Annotated in this window: 16 protein-coding genes; 5 read left to right on the forward strand and 11 right to left on the reverse strand. The window is 63.1% G+C overall.

Annotated features, from left to right (window positions below; genetic code table 11):
- The gene (locus Q7S20_06815; protein ID MDO8501537.1) at positions 1-1512 is read right to left on the reverse strand and encodes an L-aspartate oxidase; all 1512 of its coding nucleotides are present in this window, start codon (positions 1510-1512) and stop codon (positions 1-3) included.
- Positions 1513-1598: 86 nt separating this feature from the next.
- On the opposite strand from Q7S20_06815, the gene Q7S20_06820 reads away from it, so the two are divergent.
- Genes Q7S20_06820 through Q7S20_06840 form a run of 5 tightly spaced genes read left to right on the forward strand, consistent with a single transcriptional unit; the run spans position 1599 to position 7367 of the window.
- Positions 1599-2636: a BMP family ABC transporter substrate-binding protein gene (locus Q7S20_06820; protein ID MDO8501538.1), complete on the forward strand. Its 1038-nt coding sequence runs from the start codon at positions 1599-1601 to the stop codon at positions 2634-2636.
- Positions 2633-4231: an ABC transporter ATP-binding protein gene (locus Q7S20_06825; GenBank protein ID MDO8501539.1), complete on the forward strand. Its 1599-nt coding sequence runs from the start codon at positions 2633-2635 to the stop codon at positions 4229-4231. The genes Q7S20_06820 and Q7S20_06825 overlap by 4 nt, the downstream gene beginning before the upstream one ends.
- Positions 4228-5292 (forward strand): ABC transporter permease, encoded by a 1065-nt coding sequence (locus Q7S20_06830; protein MDO8501540.1) that lies wholly within the window; start codon positions 4228-4230, stop codon positions 5290-5292. Before Q7S20_06825 ends, Q7S20_06830 begins: the two co-directional genes overlap by 4 nt.
- On the forward strand, positions 5289-6158 hold the full coding sequence (locus Q7S20_06835) for an ABC transporter permease (protein MDO8501541.1): 870 nt from the start codon (positions 5289-5291) through the stop codon (positions 6156-6158). The genes Q7S20_06830 and Q7S20_06835 overlap by 4 nt, the downstream gene beginning before the upstream one ends.
- Before the next feature lie 3 nt (positions 6159-6161).
- Positions 6162-7367, forward strand: coding sequence for an MFS transporter (locus Q7S20_06840; GenBank protein ID MDO8501542.1), 1206 nt, complete (start codon positions 6162-6164; stop codon positions 7365-7367).
- A 3-nt stretch (positions 7368-7370) separates the two neighbouring features.
- Here the strand turns inward: Q7S20_06840 and Q7S20_06845 are convergent, their stop codons facing one another.
- The 10 genes from Q7S20_06845 to Q7S20_06890 form a co-directional block, all read right to left on the reverse strand.
- The gene (locus tag Q7S20_06845) at positions 7371-9026 is read right to left on the reverse strand and encodes an iron ABC transporter permease (protein ID MDO8501543.1); all 1656 of its coding nucleotides are present in this window, start codon (positions 9024-9026) and stop codon (positions 7371-7373) included.
- Between the two features lie 25 nt (positions 9027-9051).
- Positions 9052-10110 (reverse strand): ABC transporter ATP-binding protein, encoded by a 1059-nt coding sequence (locus Q7S20_06850; protein ID MDO8501544.1) that lies wholly within the window; start codon positions 10108-10110, stop codon positions 9052-9054.
- A complete protein-coding gene (locus Q7S20_06855) occupies positions 10107-11147 on the reverse strand; it encodes an extracellular solute-binding protein (GenBank protein ID MDO8501545.1) in 1041 nt (346 codons plus the stop codon). Before Q7S20_06855 ends, Q7S20_06850 begins: the two co-directional genes overlap by 4 nt.
- Positions 11144-13546 carry a PIG-L family deacetylase gene (locus Q7S20_06860; GenBank protein MDO8501546.1) on the reverse strand — a complete coding sequence of 801 codons (2403 nt, stop codon included), beginning with the start codon at positions 13544-13546 and terminating at the stop codon, positions 11144-11146. The genes Q7S20_06855 and Q7S20_06860 overlap by 4 nt, the downstream gene beginning before the upstream one ends.
- Positions 13547-13580: 34 nt before the next feature.
- On the reverse strand, positions 13581-16361 hold the full coding sequence (locus Q7S20_06865) for a 2-oxoglutarate dehydrogenase E1 component (GenBank protein ID MDO8501547.1): 2781 nt from the start codon (positions 16359-16361) through the stop codon (positions 13581-13583).
- A gap of 362 nt (positions 16362-16723) precedes the next feature.
- Entirely contained in the window at positions 16724-17212 is a 489-nt protein-coding gene (locus Q7S20_06870) for a YMGG-like glycine zipper-containing protein (GenBank protein MDO8501548.1), read from the reverse strand.
- A gap of 58 nt (positions 17213-17270) precedes the next feature.
- Entirely contained in the window at positions 17271-18635 is a 1365-nt protein-coding gene (locus Q7S20_06875; GenBank protein ID MDO8501549.1) for an ATP-binding protein, read from the reverse strand.
- Complete coding sequence (locus Q7S20_06880) at positions 18632-19231, reverse strand: chemotaxis protein CheB (GenBank protein MDO8501550.1); 600 nt, start codon at positions 19229-19231, stop codon at positions 18632-18634. The genes Q7S20_06875 and Q7S20_06880 overlap by 4 nt, the downstream gene beginning before the upstream one ends.
- Positions 19228-20103, reverse strand: coding sequence for a protein-glutamate O-methyltransferase CheR (locus tag Q7S20_06885; GenBank protein MDO8501551.1), 876 nt, complete (start codon positions 20101-20103; stop codon positions 19228-19230). The genes Q7S20_06880 and Q7S20_06885 overlap by 4 nt, the downstream gene beginning before the upstream one ends.
- Complete coding sequence (locus Q7S20_06890; GenBank protein ID MDO8501552.1) at positions 20088-25511, reverse strand: response regulator; 5424 nt, start codon at positions 25509-25511, stop codon at positions 20088-20090. The genes Q7S20_06885 and Q7S20_06890 overlap by 16 nt, the downstream gene beginning before the upstream one ends.
- Positions 25512-25564: the final 53 nt, after the last annotated feature.

Genomic DNA, 25564 nt, shown 5'->3' on the forward strand with positions numbered 1-25564 from the left:
TTACCATTCGATGTGCCTGCCGCGCCACTTCCGCACGGCATGAGGAAAGTCGCTTCTGAAGTGCCCGCCTCTCGATTCCTTGCGCAACAATGCGGCCTCCGCGATGAGCCGCGCCGTCTCCACCATGTTCGCTTCCTCGGTCGCCCCGACGGGAAGACGCGTCTCTATGTCGCCCAACATCTCGAGCCCTTTTCTCAGGCCCTTTGCGGTACGATGGATTCCGGCGTGATCCCACATCACGCTGCGCACATCGTCGGCCGCGACCTGAGCGGCGCCCCGATCCTCGAGCGGCGGCACGTCCCACGCCTTCTTTCGCGGAGTGCCGGTCATTCCCGGCAGAGCGATCATGTCCCGCGCCACGCGCTCGGCGAACACCAGTCCTTCCAACAGCGAATTCGACGCCAGCCGGTTGGCTCCGTGCACGCCGGTTCGCGAGACCTCGCCGCACGCGTACAGGCGGGCGAGGCTCGAGCGTCCCACGAGGTCGGTCACGATCCCGCCCATCATGTAGTGAGCCGCGGGAATCACCGGGATGAGGTCCTTTGACGGATCGATTCCGCGCGCCTTGCACAACGCGAAGATTCCCGGGAAGCGGTTCCGGAACGATTTGCCGAGCTTCCGCGCGTCGAGATAGACACGGCTGCCACGAGCCCGCTCCCGGAATATCTCGCGCGCCACGACATCGCGCGGCGCGAGCTCCGCCAACCTGTGCTTCTTCGTCATGAAGCGGACACCGGCGTCGTTCACCAGGATGGCGCCTTCACCTCGCACCGCTTCGGAGATGAGCGCCAGAGGATTCTCCGGCGTCTCCAGCGCGGTAGGATGGAACTGCACGAACTCCATGTCGGCCAGCTTCACACCGGCGCGGTGGGCGATCGCATATCCATCGCCAGTGGCAACCTGGGGATTCGTCGTGTAGCGATATACCTGCCCGCACCCGCCCGTCGCGAGAACGGTCGAGTCGGCTACGATCTCGACCGGCTTGCCCGCCATCGTTGCCCGGATCCCATGACAGACGCCTTCGCTCACGATCAGATCGAGAACGCGCGTCTTCTCCAGCACCTGGATATTCCGGCTCTCGCGCACTCGCTCGATCAGCGTGCGGGCGACCTCTGCCCCCGTCTGATCTCCGTGCGCATGGACGATGCGCCGTCGCGAGTGCGCGGCCTCCTTGCCGAGCTTAAACCCCCCTCCCGGCTCTAGATCGAAATCGGCCCCCGCCGTGTGAAGCTCGCGAACGCGCGCCGGCCCCTCCTCCACGAGAATCTCGACCGCCCTGGCATCGCAAAGCGCCGCACCCGCGGCAAGCGTGTCCTTTCGGTGCAGCTCAGGCGAATCCCCTGCCCCGAGAGCTGCCGCGATTCCACCCTGCGCGTACGCCGTGGCGCTGTCGAAAAGCGAGCGCTTCGTGAGCACCATCACGTCCCCTTCCGTGGACGCCCGCCAAGCCGTGTGAAGGCCGGCGATACCGCTTCCCACAACCAGAAAGCGTGTTCTGATCCGCTCTGCCATAGGGGAAATCAACGGGGATTCAATACTTATAGAAAGGGGGGATACCGCCTTGCAGGCGAGCGCTCCGTGGGCGAATATCCTCCTGAATGCGGAAACTCCTCCTCGTAGCCGCCGGCCTCCTCGTCGTGCATGCCGCGCTTCTCTTTGCCGGCGGCCGTGGAGTGACGGATTCCAGCAGACCGGGCGCGACTGATGTCGGCATTGTCCTCGATGTCGGCGGTCGTGGCGACAAGTCGTTCAACGACGGCGCTTTTGCGGGCGCGGACAGCGCTGAGAAAATCCTCCACCCAAACGTTCGCTTCATCGAGCCGGGCGAGGGGTCGGACCGGGAAGCAGGTCTCCGCCTGCTGGCCGCCGAGAACATGGATCTCGTCATTGGAGTCGGTTTCATTTTCTCCGACGACATCACCAAGCTTGCCAGGGAATATCCCGGCGTCTCGTTCGCCTGCGTTGACTACGCGCTCGCAGTGGACGACAAGGGAAACGTCATCCCGCCGCCGCCGAATGTCGCGGCCCTCAAGTTCCGTGAAGAGGAAGGCTCATTCCTCGTCGGCGCTCTCGCCGCCCTCGTCGGCAACTCCAGAAAAATCGGATTCATCGGCGGAATGGACATTCCTCTCATTCACAAGTTCGAGGCGGGCTATCGCGCCGGGGTGAAGCACGTCTGCCCGGATTGCACGGTGATCGCGCAATACGCTGGCGTCACTCCCGATGCGTTCAAGAATCCGGGCAAGGGCAAGGAGCTCGCGCTCAGCCAGTACCAATCAGGGGTCAACGTGATCTTCCACGCGTCCGGCTCCACCGGGCAGGGTGTCTTCGAGGCGGCCCGCGTGATGGACAAGCTCGCCATCGGCGTAGACGCCGATCAGTACGACGAAGCACCGGGCCACGTTCTCACATCCATGGTGAAAGGCGTCAACGCCGCTGTGTTCGACGCCATCCAGCGTGTGCAGAACAAGACGTTCAAGGGCGGCATCTATTCGTTCGGCCTCGCCGAGGGCGGGGTTGGATACGTGTACGACGACCGGAACAAGCCCCTTATACCAGATAGCGTGCACACCCGTATCGAACAGCTGAAGCAGGAGATCATCACCGGCAGGATCAAGGTACCCAGCACGCGATGACAGGATCTGGCACCGCGATGGGCAGTCGCGCCGATCACGCGATTCGCATGCAGGGGATAGACAAAGCGTTCGGCGTTGTCCGCGCCAACCGTGGCGCTTCTATCGACGTGCTGCAGGGCGAGATCCACGCACTCGTCGGCGAGAATGGAGCCGGCAAATCCACCCTCATGAAGATCCTCGGCGGGCTTCTCAGGCCCGACGCGGGCAGGATGGAAGTGAACGGCCGCGACGTCACGGGCTGGTCCACCAGCGACGCCATCGCCGCCGGGATCGGTGTCGTCCACCAGCACTTCATGCTCGTGCCGACGCTCACCGTGGCCGAAAATATCGTGCTCGGCAGCGAGCCGGTGAAAGGAATACGGTTCGATTATGCGAAGGCCGTTGCCGATGTCGAGAAGCTGAGCAGGGAGACCGGCCTCGAGGTCTCGGCGGACCGGAAGGTGTCGGACCTGTCGGTGGGCGAGGCGCAGCGCGTGGAGATTCTCAAGACGCTCTTTCGCGGAGCGCGTATCCTCGTTCTGGACGAGCCGACGGCCGTGCTTTCACCACCCGAAGTACGCGAGCTCTGGACCGTGCTTCGCAAGCTCCGCGACGGTGGCGGGACGATCGTCCTGATCACGCATCGCCTCGACGAAGTGATCGAAATTTCCGATGTGATCACCGTGATGCGGGCCGGCCAGACCGTGGATCGCCTCACGACCGAGGGAACCACACCAGCCCAGATTGCGCGGGCGATGGTTGGCCGCGAAGTAGCTCTGACGTCACGCGACGAAGCCAGCGCGCTCGGCACGCGCACCGAGAGTGACGAACATCCGGCTTTCAATCCATCGAACGACATGACGTCCGCGATCCGGGTCACCGACCTGGTCGTGCTCGGCTCACGAAAGACCCGTGCAGTTGACAGCGTCACTTTCTCGATCAGGCCCGGCGAGATTCTCGGAATCGCTGGGGTCGAGGGAAACGGCCAGACCGAGCTCATCGAAGCACTGGCAGGTCTCCGGCCGATCGAATCAGGCCTGATTCGGATCAATGGCCACGACGTCACCAGGGAGAATGTGGCCGAGCGGCGCGATGCGGGAGTGTCACACATTCCGGAGGACCGCAATCGCCGCGGGCTGATTCTCGACTATTCTATCTCCGACAATCTGGTGCTCGGGCTGCAGGGCGAATTCGCCAACCGTGGCGTTCTCGACGGCGAGCGCATTGCGAAGAACGCGCAGCAGCAGATCGAGGCCTTCGATATCCGGCCTCCCGATGCCAGCCTGCCTGCACGGGCTCTGTCCGGAGGCAATCAGCAGAAGGTCGTCATTGCCCGCGAGATGGGCCGTCGTTTCGGCGTATTGCTCGCGTCGCAGCCGACGCGCGGCGTGGATGTCGGCGCCATCGAGTTCATTCATGCGCAGCTCCGTGAGGCCCGCGCGGCCGGCAAAGCGATTCTTCTCGTGTCTGCAGAGCTCAAGGAAGTGCTGGCACTTTCCGACAGAGTCGCCGTGATGTATCGCGGCAAGTTCAGCAAGGTCATGCCCGCCGCGGAAGCGAGCGAGCAGTCGCTCGGCGAATACATGATCGGCACCAGGAAGGAGTCCGCGGCGTGACCACTCGGTTCAGGGAACAGCTCGAGGAAGCGCTTTTTCCGCCGGTTATCGCGCTGCTCGTCGCGCTCATCTGCGGCGACCTGCTCATCATGAGTTACGGCCAGTCGCCCGCCACTGTGTACCGGTTGCTGCTCGAAGGCACCTGGGGCAACGCATACGGGTTCGGCCAGGTGTTGTACAAAGCGACGACTCTCACGTTCACCGGGCTCGCCGTCTCGCTCGGAATACGCGCCGGATTGTTCAATGTCGGCGCGGAGAGCCAGCTCGCAACGGGTGGGTTCGCCGCCGCGCTTATCGGTCTCTGGCTTTCGCCGGCCATGCCGGGGCTGATCGCAGTACCGATCTGTCTCATTGCGGCGGCAGCGGGGGGTGGAGTGATCGGCGCCATACCAGGCTGGCTCAAGGTGAGATTCGGCGCGCATGAAGTGATCGTGACGATCATGCTCAACTTCATCGTGCTCGCTTTCCTGAACTGGATCGTCGCCGGACACCTTCACGTGGCGGAGACCCTTCACACTCCTGAGATTCGCACCGGCGTCGTTCCCCGCTTCGATTCGTTCATCGGCGCGTTCCACGGATCTGCCGCCAACCTCACCATCATCATCGCCCTTCTCGCCGCCGCCGCAGGCTGGTTTTACCTCTTCAGGAGTCGTCGCGGATTCGAGCTGAGGGCCGTGGGGCTGCAGCCGGACGCGGCGGAATACGGCGGCGTGAGCGTCGGTGGAGTCTGGATTCGCGCCATGACCCTGTCCGGCATGATAGCCGGCATCGGCGGCGTGAATTATGTGCTCGGCTACAAGCACTACTACGAGGAAGGGTTCGCCGGCGGGTCCGGATTCCTCGGTATCGCGGTGGCGCTCGTGGGACGCAACCATCCCGTCGGCGTCGTGTTCGCGGCTCTCTTCTTCGCGACGCTGTCGCAGGGCGGGCTCGCGATCCACGCCTTCGTACCGAAGCAGATGGTCGAGGTGCTACAGGGCGTCGTGATTCTCGCTGTGGCGATGTCGGTGCCTGAAGTGCGCGCGGCGCTTCGCCAGGCGCGCAAGCCGGCGGCCGCATGAATCCGATCTCCTTTCTGACGCAGACGCTGCGTATCGCGGTGCCGTATCTGTTCGCGGCAAGCGGTGGCGTGATCGCCGAACGCGCCGGCATCATCAGTCTCGAACTCGAAGGGCTCATGCTGACCGGCGCCTTCTCGGCGACGCTCGGCGCGCACTATTCCGGAAGCCCGTTGATCGGACTTCTCTCCGGAATCCTCGGCGGCCTCGTGTTCGGCTTGATTCACGCCGTCGCCACGATCCGGTATCGCGCAAACCAGGTCGTCGTCGGCATCGCCATCAACCTTCTGGCAATCGGAGTCACGCGATTCTTCCTCAAGCTCGCGTTCGCCAGCTCCTCCAATTCTCCTCGCGTGAACGGATTCGGAGGAAACCAGGCGGCACACGGATTCGACAATCCGCTCCTCTGGATGGGTCTGCTCGTCGCGCCGATTCTGGCTTTCTTCCTCTACAGAACTCCGTTTGGGCTGCGTGTGCGGGCGGTCGGCGAGCACCCTGATGCCGCCGCCAGCGTCGGCATCAGGGTTCGGCGTGTGCAGTACATCGCCGTCGCGATCTCCGGAATGCTGGCCGCGCTTGGCGGAGTCTTCCTCGCGCTTGACCAGCATCAGTTCACGGACCAGATGACGGCCGGTCGCGGATTCATAGCCGTCGCCGCCGTCATCTTCGGGCGATGGGATCCGGTGCGCGCGGCTCTCGCGTGTCTCCTCTTCGCGGCAGCCGAGACGCTGCAGATCCAGCTTCAGGGAAATCAGCTCATTCCGTCGCAGTTCGTCGAGATGATTCCCTATGCCCTCACCATCATCGCTCTCGCGGGAGTTGTTGGCCGGGCGGTTCCGCCGGCCGCGTTGGGCAAGACGGCAGAGTAGCTGATGTTCAGGAAGCTCTTCATTCTCATCATCACTGCGTTCGTGGACATGGTGGGGCTCCTCATGGTGCTCCCGCTCATGCCGTTCTACGCGCGCACTCTCGGCGCTGGCTCGATGATGGTGACGGTGATGGTGGTGTCGTTCACCGCTGCGCAGCTTCTCAGCGCCCCACTCTGGGGACGCTTCTCGGACCGGTACGGACGCAGGCCCGCTCTTCTCGTTGGCCTTGGCGCGGCGGCGATCGCCTACGTCGTCTTCGCCCTCGCGAACTCGCTGTGGCTGCTGCTTCTCTCGCGCGTCGTGCAGGGCGCGGGCGGTGGAACGGTAGGCGTCATTCAGGCGTATGTCGCCGATTCGACGGAGCCGCAGAACCGGGCGAAGGCGCTGGGGTGGCTCTCCGCCGCTACCAATGTCGGTGTCGCGCTCGGGCCGCCCCTCGGCTCGTTCGCGCTGCTGTTCGGACACGGCGGGCCCGGCTATATGGCGGCCGCGCTCTGTCTCGTCAACATGACTTTCGCGTGGAAGTTCCTCCACGAATCGCGCGACATGGAGGACGCTCGCACGTCTGTGAAGAAGCGCGGCGCATCGCGTGCAGCGATCCTCCGCGTAATCTCGCACGCTAAGGAGCCGGGACCGCGACTCATCTGGATCTACGCCATCGCAATGGGTTCGTTCTCGGCAGTGACCGCGATCCTGCCGCTGTTTCTCGCCGACCAGTTCGGTATCGGCGAGCACACGATCTGGATCTTTTTCACATACATCGGGATCATCTCCGTCATTACTCGCGCTGGGATCCTCGGGTCGGCGGTCGAGAGATTTGGTGAGGCGCGGTTATCGCGAATCGGGCTGGTGTTGCTTGCGACCGGCCTGGCCGGGATGCCTTTCGCGCGCGGCTATGTACTGCTCGGAATCACGATCGCTTTCATCCCGCTCGGAACGGCTTTTACGTTCCCGTGCGTGACATCGCTCTTGTCCCGTGTGATCTCGAGCAGCGAGCGCGGCCTCTACATGGGCGTGCAGCAGACGTTCGGTGGATTGTCGCGCGTGATCATTCCGCTGTGGGCAGGATTTTCATACGATCACTTCGGCCGCCAGATTCCGTTTCTCACCTCGGCGACGTTCGTGATGCTCACGCTGCTGCTCGGACTCAGCGTGGACGACGGCCGCCGAGTGCAGGCGCCACCCGTTCCAGATGGAGTCGCGGTCTAGAAATCAGGCCATCCGGTCTTCGAGACCGCGCGCAGTCAGCGTCATGATCAGCACGAGCACGATCAGCAGCACGCTATACGCTGCCGCGGTACCGAAGGCCAGTGCACGGAGCTGGGCGAGAATCTCGATGGATATCGGACGGTTGGCGTGCGTGTACAGGACCACGCTGGCCACGAACTCACCGACAGCGGTTACGGCCGCGAGTAGCGCACCGGCGATGAGTCCCGGCCGTGCCGCCGGCAGGATGACACGCCGCATCGTCAGCCACCACGAGGCGCCGAGTCCGCGAGCCGCGTCCTCGAGCGATGGGTCGAGCTGTCTGAGCGAGCTCTCCACCGCGGTTGATACGAGCGGTACACCACGCACGAAGTAGGCGAGGGGAAGAATCCAGAAGGTGCCGACGAGCAGCACACGTCCGGCGAGCGGATCGTTCCGATTGAATGTTGCGGCGAGACCGAGCGCGATCGCCGTCGCCGGTATCGCCCACGGCAATGCCACCAGGATCTCGAGCATCCGGCGCCCCGCGAACCGGCGCAGCACGATCAGGTACGCCGCGACGAAGCACACGAGCACGTTTGCCGCTGTCGCGATAAGTGCCATCGAAACGCTGTTAATGATCGGCTTCCAGAGCTGTGCCTCGGTAACCAGGTGACGGTAATTATCGAGCGTGTACGCCGGTGGCAGCACCTGCGTAGTCCATGCGCCGTCAACAGCGAACGACACGAGCACGACCATCAGATGCGGAAGGACCAGGATGACCACAGTCGCGACCGACAGGATCACGACGGCTATCTGCGCCTTTCGGGAAGTGATTGCCCGTCGCGTAGCCGATCCCTTTCCCGACGACGTGTACTTGCGCTTGCCCTCGAACCACCGGAACAGCAACAGTCCGGCGACAGCGCTTAGCGCGAGCACGGTCGTCTCGACATATGCGAGACCCATGGATCCATTCAGCTTCGACGACACTATCTGAGTGGACAGCACCCTGATCCCGCCGCCGAATATGTACGGAGCGGAGAACGACCCGAGCGACATCATGAACACCAGCAGCATGGAGCCCGCCAGTGCCGGGGTGAGCAAGGGCAGCGTCACGCGTCGAAGCCGCTGCCACGAGCTTGCACCGAGCCCCGATGCCGCCTCTTCGAGCGTCGTGTCCAATCGCTGCAGTCCGGCGGACACGAACAGGAACACGTACACGTACATCGTGTAGGCGTGGACGAAGATGATCGCCCACACTCCGGTAAGCCGCCAGGGCGCCTCGGTCATTCCCAGGAGACGCTGCACACCACGCGTCACCAGCCCGCTTTCCCCGTAGAGAAAGAGAAACGCGATCACCCCTACGAGCGGCGGAAGCGCCGCCGGCAGAGTCGCCACCGCGCGCAGAATCTTTCTGCCGGGAAATTCGAACCTGCTCAGCAGGAACGCGAGCGGCACACCGATCAGCAGCGATGCAACCACCGACGCGAGCGAGATGACTATGCTCGTCGTCAGCGCTTCGCGATCCGCCGGGCTGGCCATGAATTCGCGCCAATGGCCAAGACCATTCTCGAAGCTGCCGAGTATTACGGCGACGTTGGGAAAGACGACCGTCCACAGCAGCAGGACGAAGACGGGCGCCGCGAGCGCCCAGCTTCTGCGCCTGTCCGCCGGCATCTTCATCCGCGCACCAGCTCCGCGCTAGCGCTCATTCTCCACTGACTATCGGCACTGGCTCGCGCGCCACGCGAACTCCCGTCGCTTCTCCCTCGCGAAGTCCCATCTCGGATGACGCCACCTCGAGCACTACGCCGTCGGACGCCCTCACGCGATACACCGCCGTACCGCCCGTGAAGCGGCGATTGACCACCTCGCCGCGCCACACTCCCTGCGTCTCCGGCGAGATCTCGAGCGCATCCGGCCGCAGCACGACACGTGGCGACACAAGCCGGCTGTTGCTTCCCGCGGGACGCGTCGCAGCGAGCTCGCGCCGCACGCCTCCGATCGTCACCGCTACTCGGTCGCCCAGATCCTCCGCAGGCACGATCGTCGCCCGGCCGATGAAGCTCGCCACATCGAGCGATACAGGACGATCGTAAAGATCCTCGGGCGTTCCAACCTGCAGCAGCTTCCCCTTCCTGATCAGCGCAATTCGGTCGGCGATCGCGAACGCATCCTCCTGGTCGTGCGTCACGAACAACGCCGGAACTCCGACGCGGTGCAGCATGGACCGCAGCTCGTCGCGGGTCGTCTGCCGCAACGTCGGATCCAGGTTGGAGAGCGGCTCGTCCATCAGCAGGACCTTGGGCTCGATCACCAGCGCCCGCGCGAGCGCGACCCGCTGCTGCTCGCCTCCCGATAACGACTGGATACTGCGATGTCCGGCTCCTCCGAGTCCGACGGAGTCGAGCGCGCCGCGCGCCTTGTCTATGCGCAACGATCGCAAAACACCCCGCGCCTCGAGCCCGAAAGCCACGTTCTCCTCGACCGACATGTGCGGAAAGAGAGCGTAATGCTGGAAGACCATCCCGAAGCCGCGCTCCTGCGGCGGAAGCGCGGTGATATCGCGCCCCTCGAGGAGCACTCGTCCGCTGTCCGGGATCTCATAACCGGCCGCGATGCGAAGCGTCGTCGTCTTTCCCGACCCCGACGCTCCTACCAGCGCGAGCAGCTCTCCCGCCGGTACGTCGAGCGATATGTCGTTGACCGCGACGTGCTCACCGAAGCGACGTGTGATCCGCTCCAGTCCGAGCGATCCCGCGCTCACTTATTTCGCTCGCTGTTCCTGATGCTCGCGTCCCAGTACTTCATCCACTCGTTCAGATGCTCGGCCATCATCTTCCTGTCCACCGGCATCGGCTTGATCTTCGCGTTGGCGTCCTGGATCCACTGCGGCAGCTCCGCCTGCGGAATGTCCGTCCGCGCCGGAATGCGAAGGAACTGCCCGGCCGCCGCCTTCAAGGCTTCGGGAGTGGTGACGAACTCGTAGTAGAGCTTCGCCTCCTTCGGATGCTTCGTCCCCTTCACGATCGCGATGCCGTCCACCAGCAGCGGCGTGCCGCTCGCCGGAATTATGTAATCCACCGGGATCTTCAGTCGCTGCCGTAAGGTAGCGATGTCGGGCATGTCCCACAGCGTGATCACACCTTCCTGTCGCCCCAGCTTCTGGTAGAGGATGGTCGGATTCAGCACGTAATCACGCGTGTTGGCGTCAAGCTTTCGCAGCCATTCGTATCCTGATTCGGGCGATCCGGTCTTCGCCACTGACCGCGCCACGATCGCGCCGAAAATCGCCCGCATCGTTCCCGACGCGATCGGATCGCGGATCAGCACCTTGCCCTTCCACTTCGGGTCGAGCACGTCGTCCCAGTCCTTCGGCGCCTCCTCGCGTGTCACCGCGTCGGTGTTGTAAGCGATGACTTCGGGGGTCAGATACGTTCCGTACCAGTGGTCCCCCGAGTCGCGCCCGTCGACGGCCACCGCGTTCGACCACGTCGGGATATAGGGCTGGAGCAGATTCTCCTTCGTCGCCCTGTCGAACGCCTCGGCCGGCGCGCCGAACCATACGTCGGCCTGCGGATTCGCCGCTTCCGCGCGCACGCGGTCGAGCACCTCCTGCGACCCCATGTCCACCCACTGAACGTCAATGTCCGGGTGCGCCTTCTCGAACCCCTGCTCGAGATACCCGAGCAGATCCTTTCCGTGCGGCGAATAGACCGTGAGCACGGTTCTTTTGTCGCTCGAGCACGAGAGCGCCGCAAGCGCCGCAAGCGCCGCCGCAACGAGCGTCAGGCGTCTCATCATCGGCCCATGCCAGACCCGGCCCTCGCTTCCCGCTCTGCGCCGTTCATCGCCAGAAGGTTGACGAACAGCCGGGTTGCCCCACTCACTCCCGCCGGCAACTGCCTGAAGAACGCCAGCGTCGTGTACACGTAGAGGCCCCTGCCGTACGGAGTGACGATGATCCCGCCCCGATTGGCCGGCTCGCCCGGATCGTTGAGCGCGACGATCGGATGATACCTCTCGTCGAACGTGCGCGGCATATACAGCGCACGCTCCTGGATCCAGCCGGCGAAGTCGGCGCTCGTAATGACGTTCGGGCGCCTGACAGCGGCTGACGCAGCATCGATGATGGTTATCGGCGCGTTCTCTTCAGTCACGCGGTCGTGCGGCCTGGCAATCGAGATGGAGTACGGCATCATTCCGGGCTGGGTCATCTCATACTGTCCGTACTGTACGACCAGAGTTCCGCCGTTTCTCGCGTACGCGAGCAGATACGGATTGTTGTCCACCAGCTCGTGGCTCGCCTGGTACGCCCTCGGACCCACCACCACAGTGCTGAACTTCAACAGATCGACGGTCGGGATCGCGCGCGGCTCGATCACGGTCACAGGAATGTCGAGCTGCTCGAGCGCCGGCTCGACATTGTCACCGACACCGTGGATGTAACCGATGCGCACGGTGGCGGGGATTTTCACGTCCACTGAATGGAGCGCCACGACAGCCGGCCTATAGAAACGCTCCGGACTGATATGGTCGTGGTCAATGGGGATGAAGCCGCTGTCGTACGTGATTCCATTCGCCGACGCACGCGCTTTCACCTCGTGCTGTCCCGGTGCGAGCCGCCCATGCACTCTGAACGTGATTGCACGGGTCCCGGCGGAGTCGAGCGTCACCGTGCGCGTCGCCGAATCCGCAGTGAGCCCAGCCGGGAGAGTCAGTGTCACGCTCACGGACTGCGGCTTCATGATCGCAGACCGCAAGGTCACGGTGAAAAACCTCTCGAGCGGCGTATTCGCCCGCGCCAGCTCGTTTGCCCGGTCGAGCGTGACGCTCAACGCCGGCATGACTGCAAGCGGCCGCTGAACGTCACCGCGAACTGGATCGGCATAGCGATACACGATGGGCGCAGTGTGCTCCACCAGAACCTCTCCTCCCGGCAGACGGACGAGCGCAATCGCCCCACCACGCTTCGCACGCTGATCCTCGGCGGTTGCGCGAAAATCTCCATTCCCGATCATCTCCGGAGTCGCCGCCGGAATTGGCGGCGAGAACAAGTCTCCGTTTCTCGGCGTCGCGAGCCACCACGGCTGTGTGATCTCGCTCCCGCGCACGCGGAAGGTCCACGAGTAGGCACTATCGGCAGGCACACGCACCGCGTCGCCAAGGACTCCGCCGCCGATCTGCGGCCTCACTTCCGCTTCACTCCGGCTCCGGTTGTACAGCGTCGCCGTAACACGCGCGCTGTCGCCAAGCGCGACGTACTGTCTGTCGGCGACTGCTTCGAGCGCTATCGCGCTCTGGGTCGAGTCGTGCCACGCAGGCACGTCAATCTCGCCCGGTGCAGGCGCAGTGATTCCATCGAACATGGATTGCTCGGACTTCGCGTCCGTACTTTCGTTGACCCTGCTCGATTCGCGTCTCAGCAGGTCCCAGACGACGCCCTTTCTCTGAAGAGTCCCGAATCCCTGCGACTTGTGCTGCGAGCGGCTCTCCCCTGCGATCTCGGCGTATGATTTCCCGAGCGCCGGATTGAACTCGCCTACGTTGAAACGGATCGTCGCTCCCTCGGGCGCGAATCGGGCGAACCGATAGATCTTGAGTGGCGTCCAGGCTGGACCGAATATGCGCACGGGATACCTCACCGTGTCGGCCGCCGCGCTCTCGTACGCTTCCTTCGCCAGAATCGCCGACACCTGGTGCTGCCCGTGGCCGTCGCGCGGGGTTCCCGAGAATACCGCCATGATCACGTGCGGCCTGAACGCGCGCACGACCTTCACGACGTCATTCAGCAGCGAGTCCTTCGGCCAGTGCGTGAAAGTTTCGGCCGCGCTCTTCGAGAAGCCGAAATCGTAGGCACGTGTGAAAAACTGATGCGCTCCATCCACTCGCCGCGCCGCGAGAAGTTCCTCGGTGCGGATGATTCCGAGCGCCTCTCCGAGCTCGTTACCGATGAGATTCTGACCCCCGTCACCGCGAGTCAGCGAGAGATAGGCCGTCTCCGCCCGGCCGCTTCGCTGCAGCCATGCGATGAGCTGCGTATCCTCGTCATCGGGATGCGCACCGATGACCAGCACGCGCCGCCAGTCGCTGGGCGCGCAGTGATAGCACTGCAAAGACACAGCGCCGCTTCCCTGTCCCGATAGAAATCGCGGCGCTCCAACCATCATCACTGCCACAAGAGCAAGTACGGCTCGCTTCATGAACTCCATCTGGTTTGGGGATTACTGCCGGCTGCTAACGGCTCGCGATTGCACTCCGGCGCCTCCCGCCAGCTGGTGCCTCCATCGGAGCAACCACTTCGGACACGATCCGCTCCTGCTCCGCCTTGTGCGCCAAGGAGTATCCCTCCGCCGGGCTCGCGCGCTCGGGTCGCCCGATGTAGCGCACGATCACCGCGTTGCCCGTGGATACGCGAAGACGCGGCGATACGTACGTCCAGGCGCCCATGTTCTTCGGCTCCTCCTGCGCCCACACCACTTCCGCTGCGGCGGGATACAGATCCACGATCTTCGCCACCTCGTCGTGCGGCCATGGATAGAGCTGCTCCACCCGAACGAGCGCGACGTGAGGAGCACGCTTCACAACCAGGTCGTAGTAGATCTTTCCCGTGCAGAACACGAGACGTTTCACCTGCTCGCGATGACCCGACACGGCCGCATCATCGATCACCGTCTGGAAACCGCCGTCGGCCAGATCGCCCAGTCGCGATGCCGCTTCGGGCAGCCGCAGCAGACTCTTCGGCTGCATCAGCACGAGCGGACGACGCCGGCTCTCCGACATCTGCCTCCGCAGAATGTGATAGTACTGCGCCGGAGTGGACGGATACGCGACGAACATGTTGTTCTCGGCGCACAACTGCAGGAACCGCTCGAGACGTGCGCTCGAGTGCTCCGGACCCTGCCCCTCGTAACCGTGCGGCAGCAGCAGCACCAGCGACGAATCCTGTCCCCACTTGGCCCGATCGGACACAATGAACTGGTCAATGATCGGCTGCGCCACGTTCACGAAGTCGCCGAATTGCGCTTCCCACAGTACCAGCGCGTTCCGCGTCGCCATGCTAAACCCGTACTCGAAGCCCAGCACCGCCGTCTCCGACAACGGGCTGTTGTAGATCTCGAACCGGCCGCGCGCCTCGGGCAGATGCTGAAGCGGCGTATAGGTCTCGCCCGTCTCGGCATCATGCAGAACTGCCTGCCGGTGCGAGAACGTTCCGCGCTCCACATCCTGACCCGACATGCGCACAGAAGTGCCTTGGACGAGCAGCGACGCGAACGCCAGCGCTTCCGCGTGCCCCCAGTCTATTCCACCTGCTTCGCCAACGGCGTCACGCCGCCGCCGAAGCGTCTTCGCGAGCTTGCTGTTCGGCTTGAATGTCTGTGGCCATATGAGAAGCTGCTCGTTCATCGCCACGAGCTGCTCGCTGCGCAGGGCGGTCTTCGCACCTTCGGCGGCATCGGCCGGCTTCACTACCTCGCCCGGCAACGTGATCTCGCCATCGCCCGCCGACGCACCCCTCTGAATCTTCTCGAACGACGCTGCGATCTCGGCATCGAGAGACTTCACCTCAGCGGCCGTGACGAGCCCTTCCTCGACCAGCTTCTGTCCCCACACTTCGCGCGGCGAAGGATGCGACTTGATCTGCGCGTACATCGCCGGCTGAGTGAACGCCGGCTCGTCCGTCTCGTTGTGCCCGTGACGGCGATAGCCGACGAGATCCACGAGGAAGTCCTTGCCGAACTTCGCGCGATACTCGACGCCAAGCTGCATCACGCGCACGCACGTGTTCGCATCCTCAGCGTTCACATGCACGATCGGCACCTCAAATCCCTTCGCCAGATCGCTGGCGTAGTACGTCGAGCGCGCGTCTATCGGATCGGTCGTGAACCCCACCTGGTTGTTCGTGATGATGTGCAGCGTGCCGCCCACGCGATACCCGCGCAGCCGCGACATGTTGAACGTTTCGGCGACCACTCCTTCGCCCGGGAACGCGGTGTCGCCGTGAATCATCACCGGCACTGCCGAGGACTCATCACGCTCGCCATCTGACGCAAGCAGTGTCTGCCGCGCGCGCGCCACGCCCTGGAGCACCGGGTTGGCGAACTCGAGGTGACTCGGATTCGGGGCCAGAGAGATAGTCACTTCCCCATCACCCACCTTCCGCTTCGCCGTGAAGCCGAGGTGGTATTTGACGTCGCCCGTCTCACTCTCCGCATTTGTCGCGGCGTGCCTCCCCTCGAACTCTCCGAAAATCGTCTTGTATGGCTTCTGAAGAACGTGCGCGAGAACGTTGATGCGGCCGCGATGCGCCATCGCGATGCCAACCTCGCTCGCACCAGCGGCTGCCGCCGACTCGATCGCCGTATCGAGCATCGGCACGAGCATGTCCGTGCCTTCAATCGAGAACCGTTTGTAGCCCTGATAAACCCTGCCGAGGAACCGCTCGAGACCATCTACTTCGGTGAGGCGGCGAAGAATCGCTTTCTTCTCGTCGGCGCTCAGCGGCTGGTGCAGCCGACCGCTCTCGATCTGCTCTCTCAGCCATTCCCGCTCGCCGGCTTCACCAAGGTGATCGAACTCGAATCCGATATCGCCCGAGTAGAGCGATCTCAGGCGATTCACGAAATCCGCGGCCGTCGGCTCGCTCGCCCGCAGCGCCTCGCCAGGAATCGTCTGCAGATCGGCCTCGGTGAGACCGTGGAATTCCGGCGTCAGCTCAGGGGTACCGCGGGGCCTGTCGCCCAGTGGATCTATCTGCGCAGCAAGATGACCGTAGGCCCGGATGGAGTCGGTGAGCGATGCGGCTCCCGCAACCTTCCTGAGTAGATCGCCGTCAACTTTGACGGCAGCCGCTCCCGGCGCGCCTCCCGCTGCCGAAGTCGCTCCACCAAGCTGCTCGGCGAAACGGAAGAACTGGCGCCACGACTCTTCGACCGAAGACGGATCGCGCTGATAGGACTCGTAGGTCTCGGCGATGTAGCCGTCGTTGAAGACGCTCGTGATCGGATCGCTCGACATCACCCTAATTTAACGCCCCACCACAGAGGGGCGAGAAGCTGGTTTCCGGGCGCTCAGGCATGCGCTGCGCGTGTACCGGAAGGCGAGATCTTACGGCGCCTCGAGATCAACTCGTCGCGCTCCCACGCGGGTAACGGGTAACGGGTAACGGGTAACGGGTAACGGGTAACGGGTAACGGGTAGCGGGTAACGGGTAAGCGCGTCCCGCTGTGTGGACGATTCTCCGGGACAGCTGGACACCCTCTGAACCGCCTTTTCTAGCTGGCAAATATTTGTGATAAACAATTGACTGCCGGATTGGCGGGCAAAAGAAAACCCCCGCACAGAAAGGTACGGGGGTCTCCCACTGCTGGATTCCGGTCTTAGCGCTTCGTGATGTCCACGTTGTTGCCGATCACGCCGCCGAGCACCGCGCCCGCGACGCCGCCGACCACGGCACCCTTGAGCTTGTCCCGGCTCGTCACCGCGCCGATCGCCGCACCAGTCACCGCACCAATGGCCGCGTCACGCTGGGTGTGCTTTATACGGGTCGTCCTACGCGCCGTGGAAGAGGTCCCCGAGCTCGTCGAACTGCGGTAAACCGGGCGATCGCGGTACACTACCCGCTCACGAACCGGCTGGCTGTAGACAGGCGAGCCGTTGGGCGCATAACCCACCGGGGCCAGACCCTGCGCCGCATAAGCCCGCTCCATCGCCGAGATGCTGTCCATTGCCGTATACGGCCGCGCCTGTGCAGCCAGCGTGAGGTCAGCATTCAGGGCGTCATCCACCTTCCTGCTATCGTCAGGCCGACAAGCCGTTACCGCCAGAATGGCCGCCGGGACCAGTATCAGCGCTTTGAGATGCTTCATTTATTTCCTCCCGAATGACGGCCGCACCACGCGACCAGATACCATCATAAGGCAGGGTCTATGCCACCCTGACCCCTTCGGAGGACTTGCCCCCGGATCCGTTTGGGGCGTCATTTTCCGGCCCTTTGACCCGCATCTCCTGGCCCGCCGGTGGCCCGCCGAATTCGTCCGAATCGTACACCAAGGGCTGGCTTTCTGCCGGAAGCAGCAGAGTGAACACGCTTCCCACCCTCGGGGTCGATTCGACATCGAGCGATCCATCGAGCAGCGTCGCCAACCGGCGCGAGATCGGAAGTCCGAGCCCGGTTCCAAGCTGTTGCGTCAGCGACACCTGCACGAACTCCTCGAAGATGCGAGACTGATCCCCTTTCGAAATCCCCTCACCGTGATCTGTGACGGCGATGCACACGCCTCCGTCCTCGGTGCGATTGCAGCTCACCTTGATCGGCTTCTGCATCCCGAACTTGATCGCGTTGGACAGGAGATTCAGGAGTATCTGCCGCACGCGCCGTGGATCCGTCACCACCGTCAACGGCTCGTTCGGGTTCTCGAACGACAGTCTCGTGCCATGCTCGTCGGCCAGCGGGCGCACAGTCACGAACAGATCCTCTATGAGATTGGGGATGTTCACCTGCTGCAGCGACAACTCGATCTTCCCTGCCTCGATCTTCGACAGGTCGAGAACGTCGTTGACGAGCTCGAGCAGATGGCGGGCGGCACGCAGCGTTCGCTCGAGCCCCTCACGCTGCTTCACGTTCAGCGGTCCGTAGATGTTGTCGATCATCAGCGTGCTGTAGCCGATGACCGCGTTGATCGGCGTGCGAAGCTCGTGGCTCATTGACGCGTAGAAGCGATTCCTCACTCCCATTGCCTGCTCCAGCTCCGCCTGGCGCTCGGTGAGCTGTATGTTGAGCTCGGTGAGCTGCGCGGCTGACTTCGCCTCCGCCTCGAACAGCTCTGCCCTGTGCTCCAGCTCCATCTCCCGGCGCTGGCTTTCCGCGAGCATCTCCGACTGCTCCTTGATCTGCTGCTGCTTGAGGTACAGATCCACGAACACGGCCACCTTCGACCGCAGCACGTCCGGATTGAAAGGCTTGAACACGTAGTCCACCGCGCCCATGGAATAGCCTTTGAAGACGTACGAGTCTTCCTTGTTGATCGCGCTGAGGAAGATGATCGGGATGTAGCGCGATTTCTCGCGCGACTTGATGATCTGCGCCGCGTCGAATCCGTTCATGTCGGGCATCTGCACGTCGAGCAGGATGGCGGCGAAATCATGCTGCAGGACGCACTTGAGCGCTTCTTCGCCGGAGTATGCCGAGATCAGCTTCTGACCAAGCGGCTCGAGTATCGCCTCGAGTGCGAGGAGATTCTCCGGCCGGTCGTCCACCAGCAGCAGTTTGACGCGACGATCCTCGGTCATCCCTTCACCTTCCTTTCCCCGCGCGATGACGCCGAAGCCGTGATCGAGACGAGATGTGCTGCTATCTCGTTCAGCGGCAGGACGTCCGCCTCGGGCACCAACAGCAGCGCCGCCGAGGGCATCGCCTTGCCCTCGGCCGTCGCCGGATCCTGTACCACCGCTCTACCCCCACGATCCACGATATGCCTCAGACCCCGCGCACCGTCGTCGTTCGCGCCCGTCAGCACGACACCGACTGTCGCGCCCGGGTATGCGTCGCCGGCCGAGACGAACGTCACGTCGATGGACGGGCGGCTGAACCGCACCATCGGATCAGTCGTGAGCGAGAGATAACCGTCATCCACCATCATATGGTAATTCGCCGGCGCGATGTAAATACTGCGCGGCTCGAGTGGCTCCTTGTCTTCGACGTCCACAACACGCAGCGGAGTCAGATCCTGCAGCAGGGAGGCCAGCAGATTGTCGGCGTGCCAGCTCCGGTGCTGCACCACAGCCAGCGGAACCGCGAAGTCGCCCGGGAGCCCCGCAACGAGCTGGCTCAGCGCCGTCAGTCCGCCCCACGACGCACCCACGACGACCAGCGAGATCTCGCTCACCGTGCCTTCCGGAAAATCTTCTCCGGCCCGTTGAACTGCTCGTAGCATTCCACCTTTGGCGAGAAGCGCAGGGATTCCTTGCTTCCAAGAACGAGAATGCCAAACATCGCCAGGCTGTCGTAGAAGAGACCATGCACCTTCGCCTGGAGCGTCTTGTCGAAATAGATGAGAACGTTCCGGCACAGGATGACGTTGAACTCCGCGAACGATCTGTCAGTTACCAGGTTGTGCAGCGAGAACACGACGTTCTTCGTCAGCGACGGGCTGAACAGCACGCCACCGTACTTGGCCACATAATAGTCCGAGAACGCCCGCTTCCCGCCAGCCGCGATGTAATTCTCCGTGTACTCCTGCATGCGGTCGAGAGGGAAAATCCCTTCCTTCGCCGTCTGCAGCACGACCTCGTTGATGTCCGTCGCGTAGATCCTGCACCGCTCGTACAGCCCTTCCTCCTGAAGCAGGATCGCCATCGAGTAGACTTCCTCGCCGGTCGCGCACCCCGCGTGCCACAGGCGTATGAACGGATAGGTTCGGAGGATGGGAATGACCCGCTCGCGGAACGCCCGGTAGAACGACGGGTCCCGGAACATCGCCGTCACGTTGATCGAGAGATCGAGCAGGAGGCGCTCCATTATCTGCGGCTCGTGCAGCACTCTCGCCTGCAGCTCGCTCACGTCATGCAGCCCTTCGGCCTCGATCCGCTTCCACAACCGCCGCCTGATCGAGGCGTAGGCATAGGAGCGGAAATCAAAGCCGTAGCTCCGGTAGATCCCCTCCAGCAGCAGCTCGATCTCAATGCGCTCGAGCTCGGGATCGTACCGCGACACAGCGGCCGCCGCGGACGGGACCGCGTCGTCTACCTGTACAGCCACACCCGCAACAGGGACAGTAGCTGCTCGGTATCAACGGGCTTCGTTATGTAGTCCGACGTCCCGGCAGCGATGCACTTCTCACGATCGCCCTTCATCGCCTTCGCCGTCAGCGCGATGATGGGCAGCGACTTGAACTCGGGCATTGCGCGAATCGCCCTCGTCGTTTCGTAGCCATCCATCTCCGGCATCATCACGTCCATCAGAATCACATCCACCCCCGGATCCTCCTTCAGCGCATCGAGAGCATCCTTCCCGTTCTCCGCAAATCTCACGTTCATTCCGTGCTCCTCGAGAACGCTCATGAGCGAGAAGATGTTACGCACGTCGTCGTCCACGATCAGCACCCGCTTTCCGGCGATCACCGCTTCGGCGTCATGCAGTTGCTCGAGCATTTTCCGCTTCTGCTCCGGCAGCTTCGCCTCCACCCTGTGAAGGAAAAGCGCGGTCTCGTCGAGCAGCCGCTCCGGTGAGCGCACGTCCTTCATGATGATCGTCTCCGCGTACTTCTTGATCTTCGTCTCCTCGGCCTGTGAGAGCTGCTTGCCCGTGTAGACGATGATCGGCAGGTCGGACTTCTTCGGATCCGACTTCACCTTCTCCAGGAAATCGAATCCGCTCATGTCCTTGAGCCCGAGGTCGAGCACCACGCAGTCGTAGTGCTTCGACAACGCCAGCTCGGCGAGCGCCTTCTCCGCCGAGTCAACCGCCGTGATCTCCACGTCCTCGTGGGCGATAAGCTCCACGATTGCCGTGCGCTGACCGTCATCGTCCTCCACCACCAGCAGGTGCTTGGGGATGTCGTCAATGAAGGTCGCGATCTTCGAGAACGCGTCGTCGAGCGCTTCCTTGCTCACCGGCTTCGCCAGGTACGCAATCGCGCCGGCCTTGAGACCCTGCTGCCGTCGCTCGATTCCGCTGATGATGTGCACCGGGATGTGCCGCGTCCTCGGATGGTGTTTGAGCCGCTCCAGCACTTTCCATCCGTCGAGCCCCGGCATGTCTATATCCAGCGTGATCGCGTCCGGCCGATACTCGTGCGCGGCCGCCAGACCGCTGTCGCCGTCGAGGCAGACGATTCCCTTGAATCCCTTGTCACGGGCCATGCCGAGAAGGATCTTCGCAAAATTTGCGTCGTTCTCCACGATCAGAACGGTGCGGTCGCCCAGTTCGATGCGCTCGTGATCATCCTCGACCACATACTGCGCCGCCCTTCTCTCCGGGACGCCTCCAAGCATGATCGGCGCCTTCGTCCCCTGAGACGGCATCGGCCGCCACGTCGGATTGGGTGTGATCCTCGGCGTACGCTGCTTATCGGGGATCCCGATGGCGGGAGATTTCCTCGCACGCATCGAATCCGCGTCCACGTAGCGCAGCGGCAGAAACAGCGTGAACGTGCTGCCCTTGCCCGGAACACTTTCCACGTGGATCTCGCCGCCAAGCAGTCGGGCGATCTCGCGGCTGATGGAAAGACCAAGCCCGGTGCCGCCAAACTTCCTGCTCGTCGTGCCGTCGGCCTGCTGGAACGCCTCGAAAATGAGACGCTGCTTGTCTACAGGGATTCCGGGACCCGTATCGGACACCGCGAACGCGACGACTCCGCTGCCGCTGTTCAGTGCCGGCTGCAGGAATCTCCGTTTCGGCTCGGCCTTGCGGACCGTCAGCGATACGCTGCCTTCGTTCGTGAACTTGAACGCGTTCGACAGGAGGTTCTTCAGCACCTGCTCGACCCGCTGTCCGTCGGTGTAGATCGTCGCCGGCACGTCGGGCTTCACTTCCACCGTGAATTGCAGCCCCTTCTGCTCCGCCACCGGGCGGAAGCTCCGCTCCAGCAATGCGTTCAGCTCGTTGACCGGGGTCTCCACCGGTGTCACTTCCATCTTCCCGGCCTCGACCTTCGACAGGTCGAGCACGTCGTTGATGAGAGACAGCAGGTCCGAGCCCGACGAATGAATCGTCTGCGTGTACTCGATCTGCTTCGACGTGAGGTTCCCGTCCTTGTTGTCCGTCAGCAGCTTCGAGAGAATGAGGAGGCTGTTGAGCGGAGTTCTCAACTCGTGTGACATGTTCGCGAGGAACTCCGACTTGTACTTCGAGCTCAGCGCCAGCTGCTCCGCTTTCTCTTCGAGAGCAAGACGCGACGCCTCCACCTCGTCGTTCTTCTGCTCCACCCTCCGGTTCTGCTCGGCGAGAAGTGATGCTTTCTCCTCGAGCTCCTCGTTGACCTGCTGCAGCTCCACCTGCTGGTCCCGCAGCAGCTCTTCCGAGCTCCGCAGCGACTTCGTCTGTGCCTCGAGCTCCGAGTTCGAGTGCTTGAGCTCGTCCTGCTGCTGCGTCAGCTCCTGCGACTGGCTCCGCAGCTCCTGCGTCAGCTGCTGCGACTGCTCGAGCAGCTCGCTCGTCCGCATGTTCGCGGAAATCACGTTGAGCACGACGCCGATGCTTTCCGCCAGCTGGTCAAGGAAGATCTGGTGGATCTGGCTGAACGGAAGGAACGACGCGAGCTCGACTACCGCCTTCACGTCCCCTTCGAACAGAATCGGCAGAACGAGAATGTTCCGCGGTGGCGCCTCACCGAGACCCGACGTGATCCTGATGTAATCGTCGGGGACGCTCGTGAGGAGAATCGGCTTCTTCTCCAGCGCCGCCTGTCCCACCAGGCCCTCGCCCAGATGGAACATGTTGCCGACATGCTTCCGTTCCTTGTACGCGTAGCTCGCGATCAGTTTGAGGACCGGGGCGCTCTCCTCGGTGTCCATGATGTAGAACGCGCCGTGGTGCGCCGAAACGAGCGGAGTGAGCTCGGACATGATGAGGCGCGACACCGCCTCGAGATCCTTCTGCCCCTGCATCATCCTCGAGAACTTCGCGAGGTTGGTCTTGAGCCAGTCCTGCTCGGTGTTCTTCTCCGTGGTCGCTTTCAGGTTCGCGATCATCTGGTTCAGGTTGTTCTTCAGCTCGTCAAGCTCGCCCGGCGTCTCGACGGTGATCTGACCCGACAGATCGCCCCGTGTCACCGCTGTCGCCACGTCGGCGATCGCTCGCACCTGCAGCGTGAGGCTGTTCGCCATCGCGTTCACGTTGTCCGTGAGCGCTCTCCACGTTCCCGCCGCGTCCGGCACTTCGGCCCGGCCGCCGAGCTTTCCTTCGGTTCCCACTTCCTTCGCCACGCGTGTCACTTCGTCGCCGAAGAGACGCAGCGAGTCCACCATCGCGTTGATCGTGTTCTTGAGCTCGAGAAACTCGCCTCGCACCTCGACGGTGATTTTCTGCGAAAGATCTCCGTTCGCCACCGCCGTCGTGACGAGCGCGATGTTGCGGATCTGGCTGGTGAGGTTTCCTGCCAGCGTGTTCACGTTGTCCGTGAGGTCCTTCCACGTTCCCGCGACCCCCGGCACTTCCGCCTGTCCGCCGAGGTTTCCTTCCGTACCTACTTCCCTGGCGACACGCGTCACTTCGGACGAGAACGCCGAGAGCTGGTCCACCATGATGTTGATCGTGTTCTTCAGCTCGAGGATCTCGCCCCTCACGTCCACCGTCATCTTGCGCGACAGGTCTCCGCGCGCCACGGCGGTCGTCACGTCGGCAATGTTGCGCACCTGGCCGGTGAGGTTCGACGCCATGAAGTTCACGTTGTCGGTCAGGTCCTTCCACGTGCCTGCGACTCCCGGCACCTGCGCCTGTCCGCCGAGTCGCCCTTCGGTTCCTACCTCCCTCGCCACGCGCGTCACTTCGCCGGCAAACACCGAGAGCTGGTCCACCATCGTATTGATAGTGCTCTTCAGTTCGAGCACCTCGCCCTGCGCATCGGCGGTGATCTTCCTCGACAGGTCTCCCTTGGCGACAGCCGTCGTCACGTCGGCGATGTTTCGGATCTGACCGGTGAGGTTCGAGGCCATGGCGTTCACATTGTCCGTGAGGTCCTTCCACGTTCCACCGGCGCCCAGCACCTCCGCTTGGCCTCCCAGCTTTCCTTCCGTTCCTACTTCCTTCGCTACGCGCGTCACTTCAGCGGCGAAAGCTGAAAGCTGATCCACCATCGTATTGATAGTGCTCTTCAGCTCGAGCACCTCGCCCTGCGCATCGGCGGTGATTTTTCTCGACAGATCTCCCTTTGCGACAGCCGTCGTCACGTCGGCGATGTTTCTCACCTGGCCAGTGAGATTCGAGGCCATGAAGTTCACGTTGTCGGTGAGGTCCTTCCACGTGCCTGCGACTCCCGGCACCTGCGCCTGTCCGCCGAGCTTTCCTTCGGTTCCCACCTCGCGCGCCACACGAGTCACTTCCGAGGCGAAGCCCGAAAGCTGATCCACCATCGTGTTGATCGTGTTCTTCAGCTCGAGCGTCTCGCCTTTCGCCTCCACCGTGATCTTGCGACTCAGGTCTCCTTTAGCCACCGCCGTCGTCACGTCGGCGATGTTTCGCACCTGACTCGTGAGGTTGTCTGCCAGAGTGTTCACGTTGTCGGTGATATCCTTCCACGTTCCGGCTACGCCCGGCACGTTCGCCTGTCCGCCCAGCCGTCCTTCCGTACCCACCTCGCGCGCCACTCGAGTCGCTTCGGAGGCGAATCCCGAGAGCTGATCCACCATCGTGTTGATCGTGTTCTTGAGCTCGAGGATCTCGCCCTTGGCGTCCGCCGTGATCTTTCTCGACAGATCGCCTCGCGCCACCGCCGTCGTTACGTCGGCGATGTTTCGCACCTGGCCAGTCAGGTTGCTGGCCATGAAGTTCACGTTGTCCGTGAGATCCTTCCACGTCCCGCCGACTCCCGGCACATTCGCCTGTCCGCCCAGCCGTCCTTCCGTTCCTACTTCGCGAGCCACCCGAGTCACTTCAGAAGCAAAAGCACCGAGCTGATCGACGAGCGTGTTCACCGTCGTTCCAATTCGCAGGAATTCGCCCTGCACCGATTTGCCGTCGATCACCAGCGTCATCTTCTGCTGCAGATCGCCTTCGGCAACGGCGGTCAGCACTCGCGCAACTTCGCTTGTCGGCGATACGAGATCGGTGATCAGAGCGTTGATCGAGCTGGTGATGGTCGCCCATCCGCCGGTCGCCCGCCCGATCGAGGCGCGCTCGTTCATCTGCCCTTCGCGCCCGATCGTCGTGCTGACCCGCACGGACTCTGCGGCGAGTCTCTCACTTCGCTCGGCGATTCCGTTGAAGGCCGACGCGATGTCGTCGAGCAGTGGATCGGCCGCTCCAGGGAGGCGCACCGAGAAGTCGCCGTCGCGCATGTCGCGCAACGCCGTCAGAAGCTCCGCCAGCCCGGAGGAGGAATCACCGTCGTCACCTTTCCCGTTGCGGCGCGGTTTCGTCGCCGCAACGCCGGAACGGGGCTGCTTGCGAGAGCGCCTGGATGGCGCCTCACTCTGCTGCTGAGTATCGATTGTATCGCCGATTTCCACGCCCTGCTCCTGAACTAAAGATGTACGATCTGCCCATCGCCGTATGAGTGCGC

Source organism: Gemmatimonadaceae bacterium (genome assembly GCA_030647905.1).
Classification (GTDB): domain Bacteria; phylum Gemmatimonadota; class Gemmatimonadetes; order Gemmatimonadales; family Gemmatimonadaceae; genus UBA4720.

What these genes read in the sequence shown, in the direction of transcription:
- Q7S20_06815 (MDO8501537.1), bottom strand. Translation starts at nt 1,512, where the DNA reads ATGGCAGAGCGGATCAGAACACGCTTTCTGGTTGTGGGAAGCGGTATC.
- Q7S20_06820 (MDO8501538.1), top strand. Translation starts at nt 1,599, where the DNA reads ATGCGGAAACTCCTCCTCGTAGCCGCCGGCCTCCTCGTCGTGCATGCC.
- Q7S20_06825 (MDO8501539.1), top strand. Translation starts at nt 2,633, where the DNA reads ATGACAGGATCTGGCACCGCGATGGGCAGTCGCGCCGATCACGCGATT.
- Q7S20_06835 (MDO8501541.1), top strand. Translation starts at nt 5,289, where the DNA reads ATGAATCCGATCTCCTTTCTGACGCAGACGCTGCGTATCGCGGTGCCG.
- Q7S20_06840 (MDO8501542.1), top strand. Translation starts at nt 6,162, where the DNA reads ATGTTCAGGAAGCTCTTCATTCTCATCATCACTGCGTTCGTGGACATG.
- Q7S20_06845 (MDO8501543.1), bottom strand. Translation starts at nt 9,026, where the DNA reads ATGAAGATGCCGGCGGACAGGCGCAGAAGCTGGGCGCTCGCGGCGCCC.
- Q7S20_06855 (MDO8501545.1), bottom strand. Translation starts at nt 11,147, where the DNA reads ATGATGAGACGCCTGACGCTCGTTGCGGCGGCGCTTGCGGCGCTTGCG.
- Q7S20_06860 (MDO8501546.1), bottom strand. Translation starts at nt 13,546, where the DNA reads ATGAAGCGAGCCGTACTTGCTCTTGTGGCAGTGATGATGGTTGGAGCG.
- Q7S20_06865 (MDO8501547.1), bottom strand. Translation starts at nt 16,361, where the DNA reads ATGTCGAGCGATCCGATCACGAGCGTCTTCAACGACGGCTACATCGCC.
- Q7S20_06870 (MDO8501548.1), bottom strand. Translation starts at nt 17,212, where the DNA reads ATGAAGCATCTCAAAGCGCTGATACTGGTCCCGGCGGCCATTCTGGCG.
- Q7S20_06875 (MDO8501549.1), bottom strand. Translation starts at nt 18,635, where the DNA reads ATGACCGAGGATCGTCGCGTCAAACTGCTGCTGGTGGACGACCGGCCG.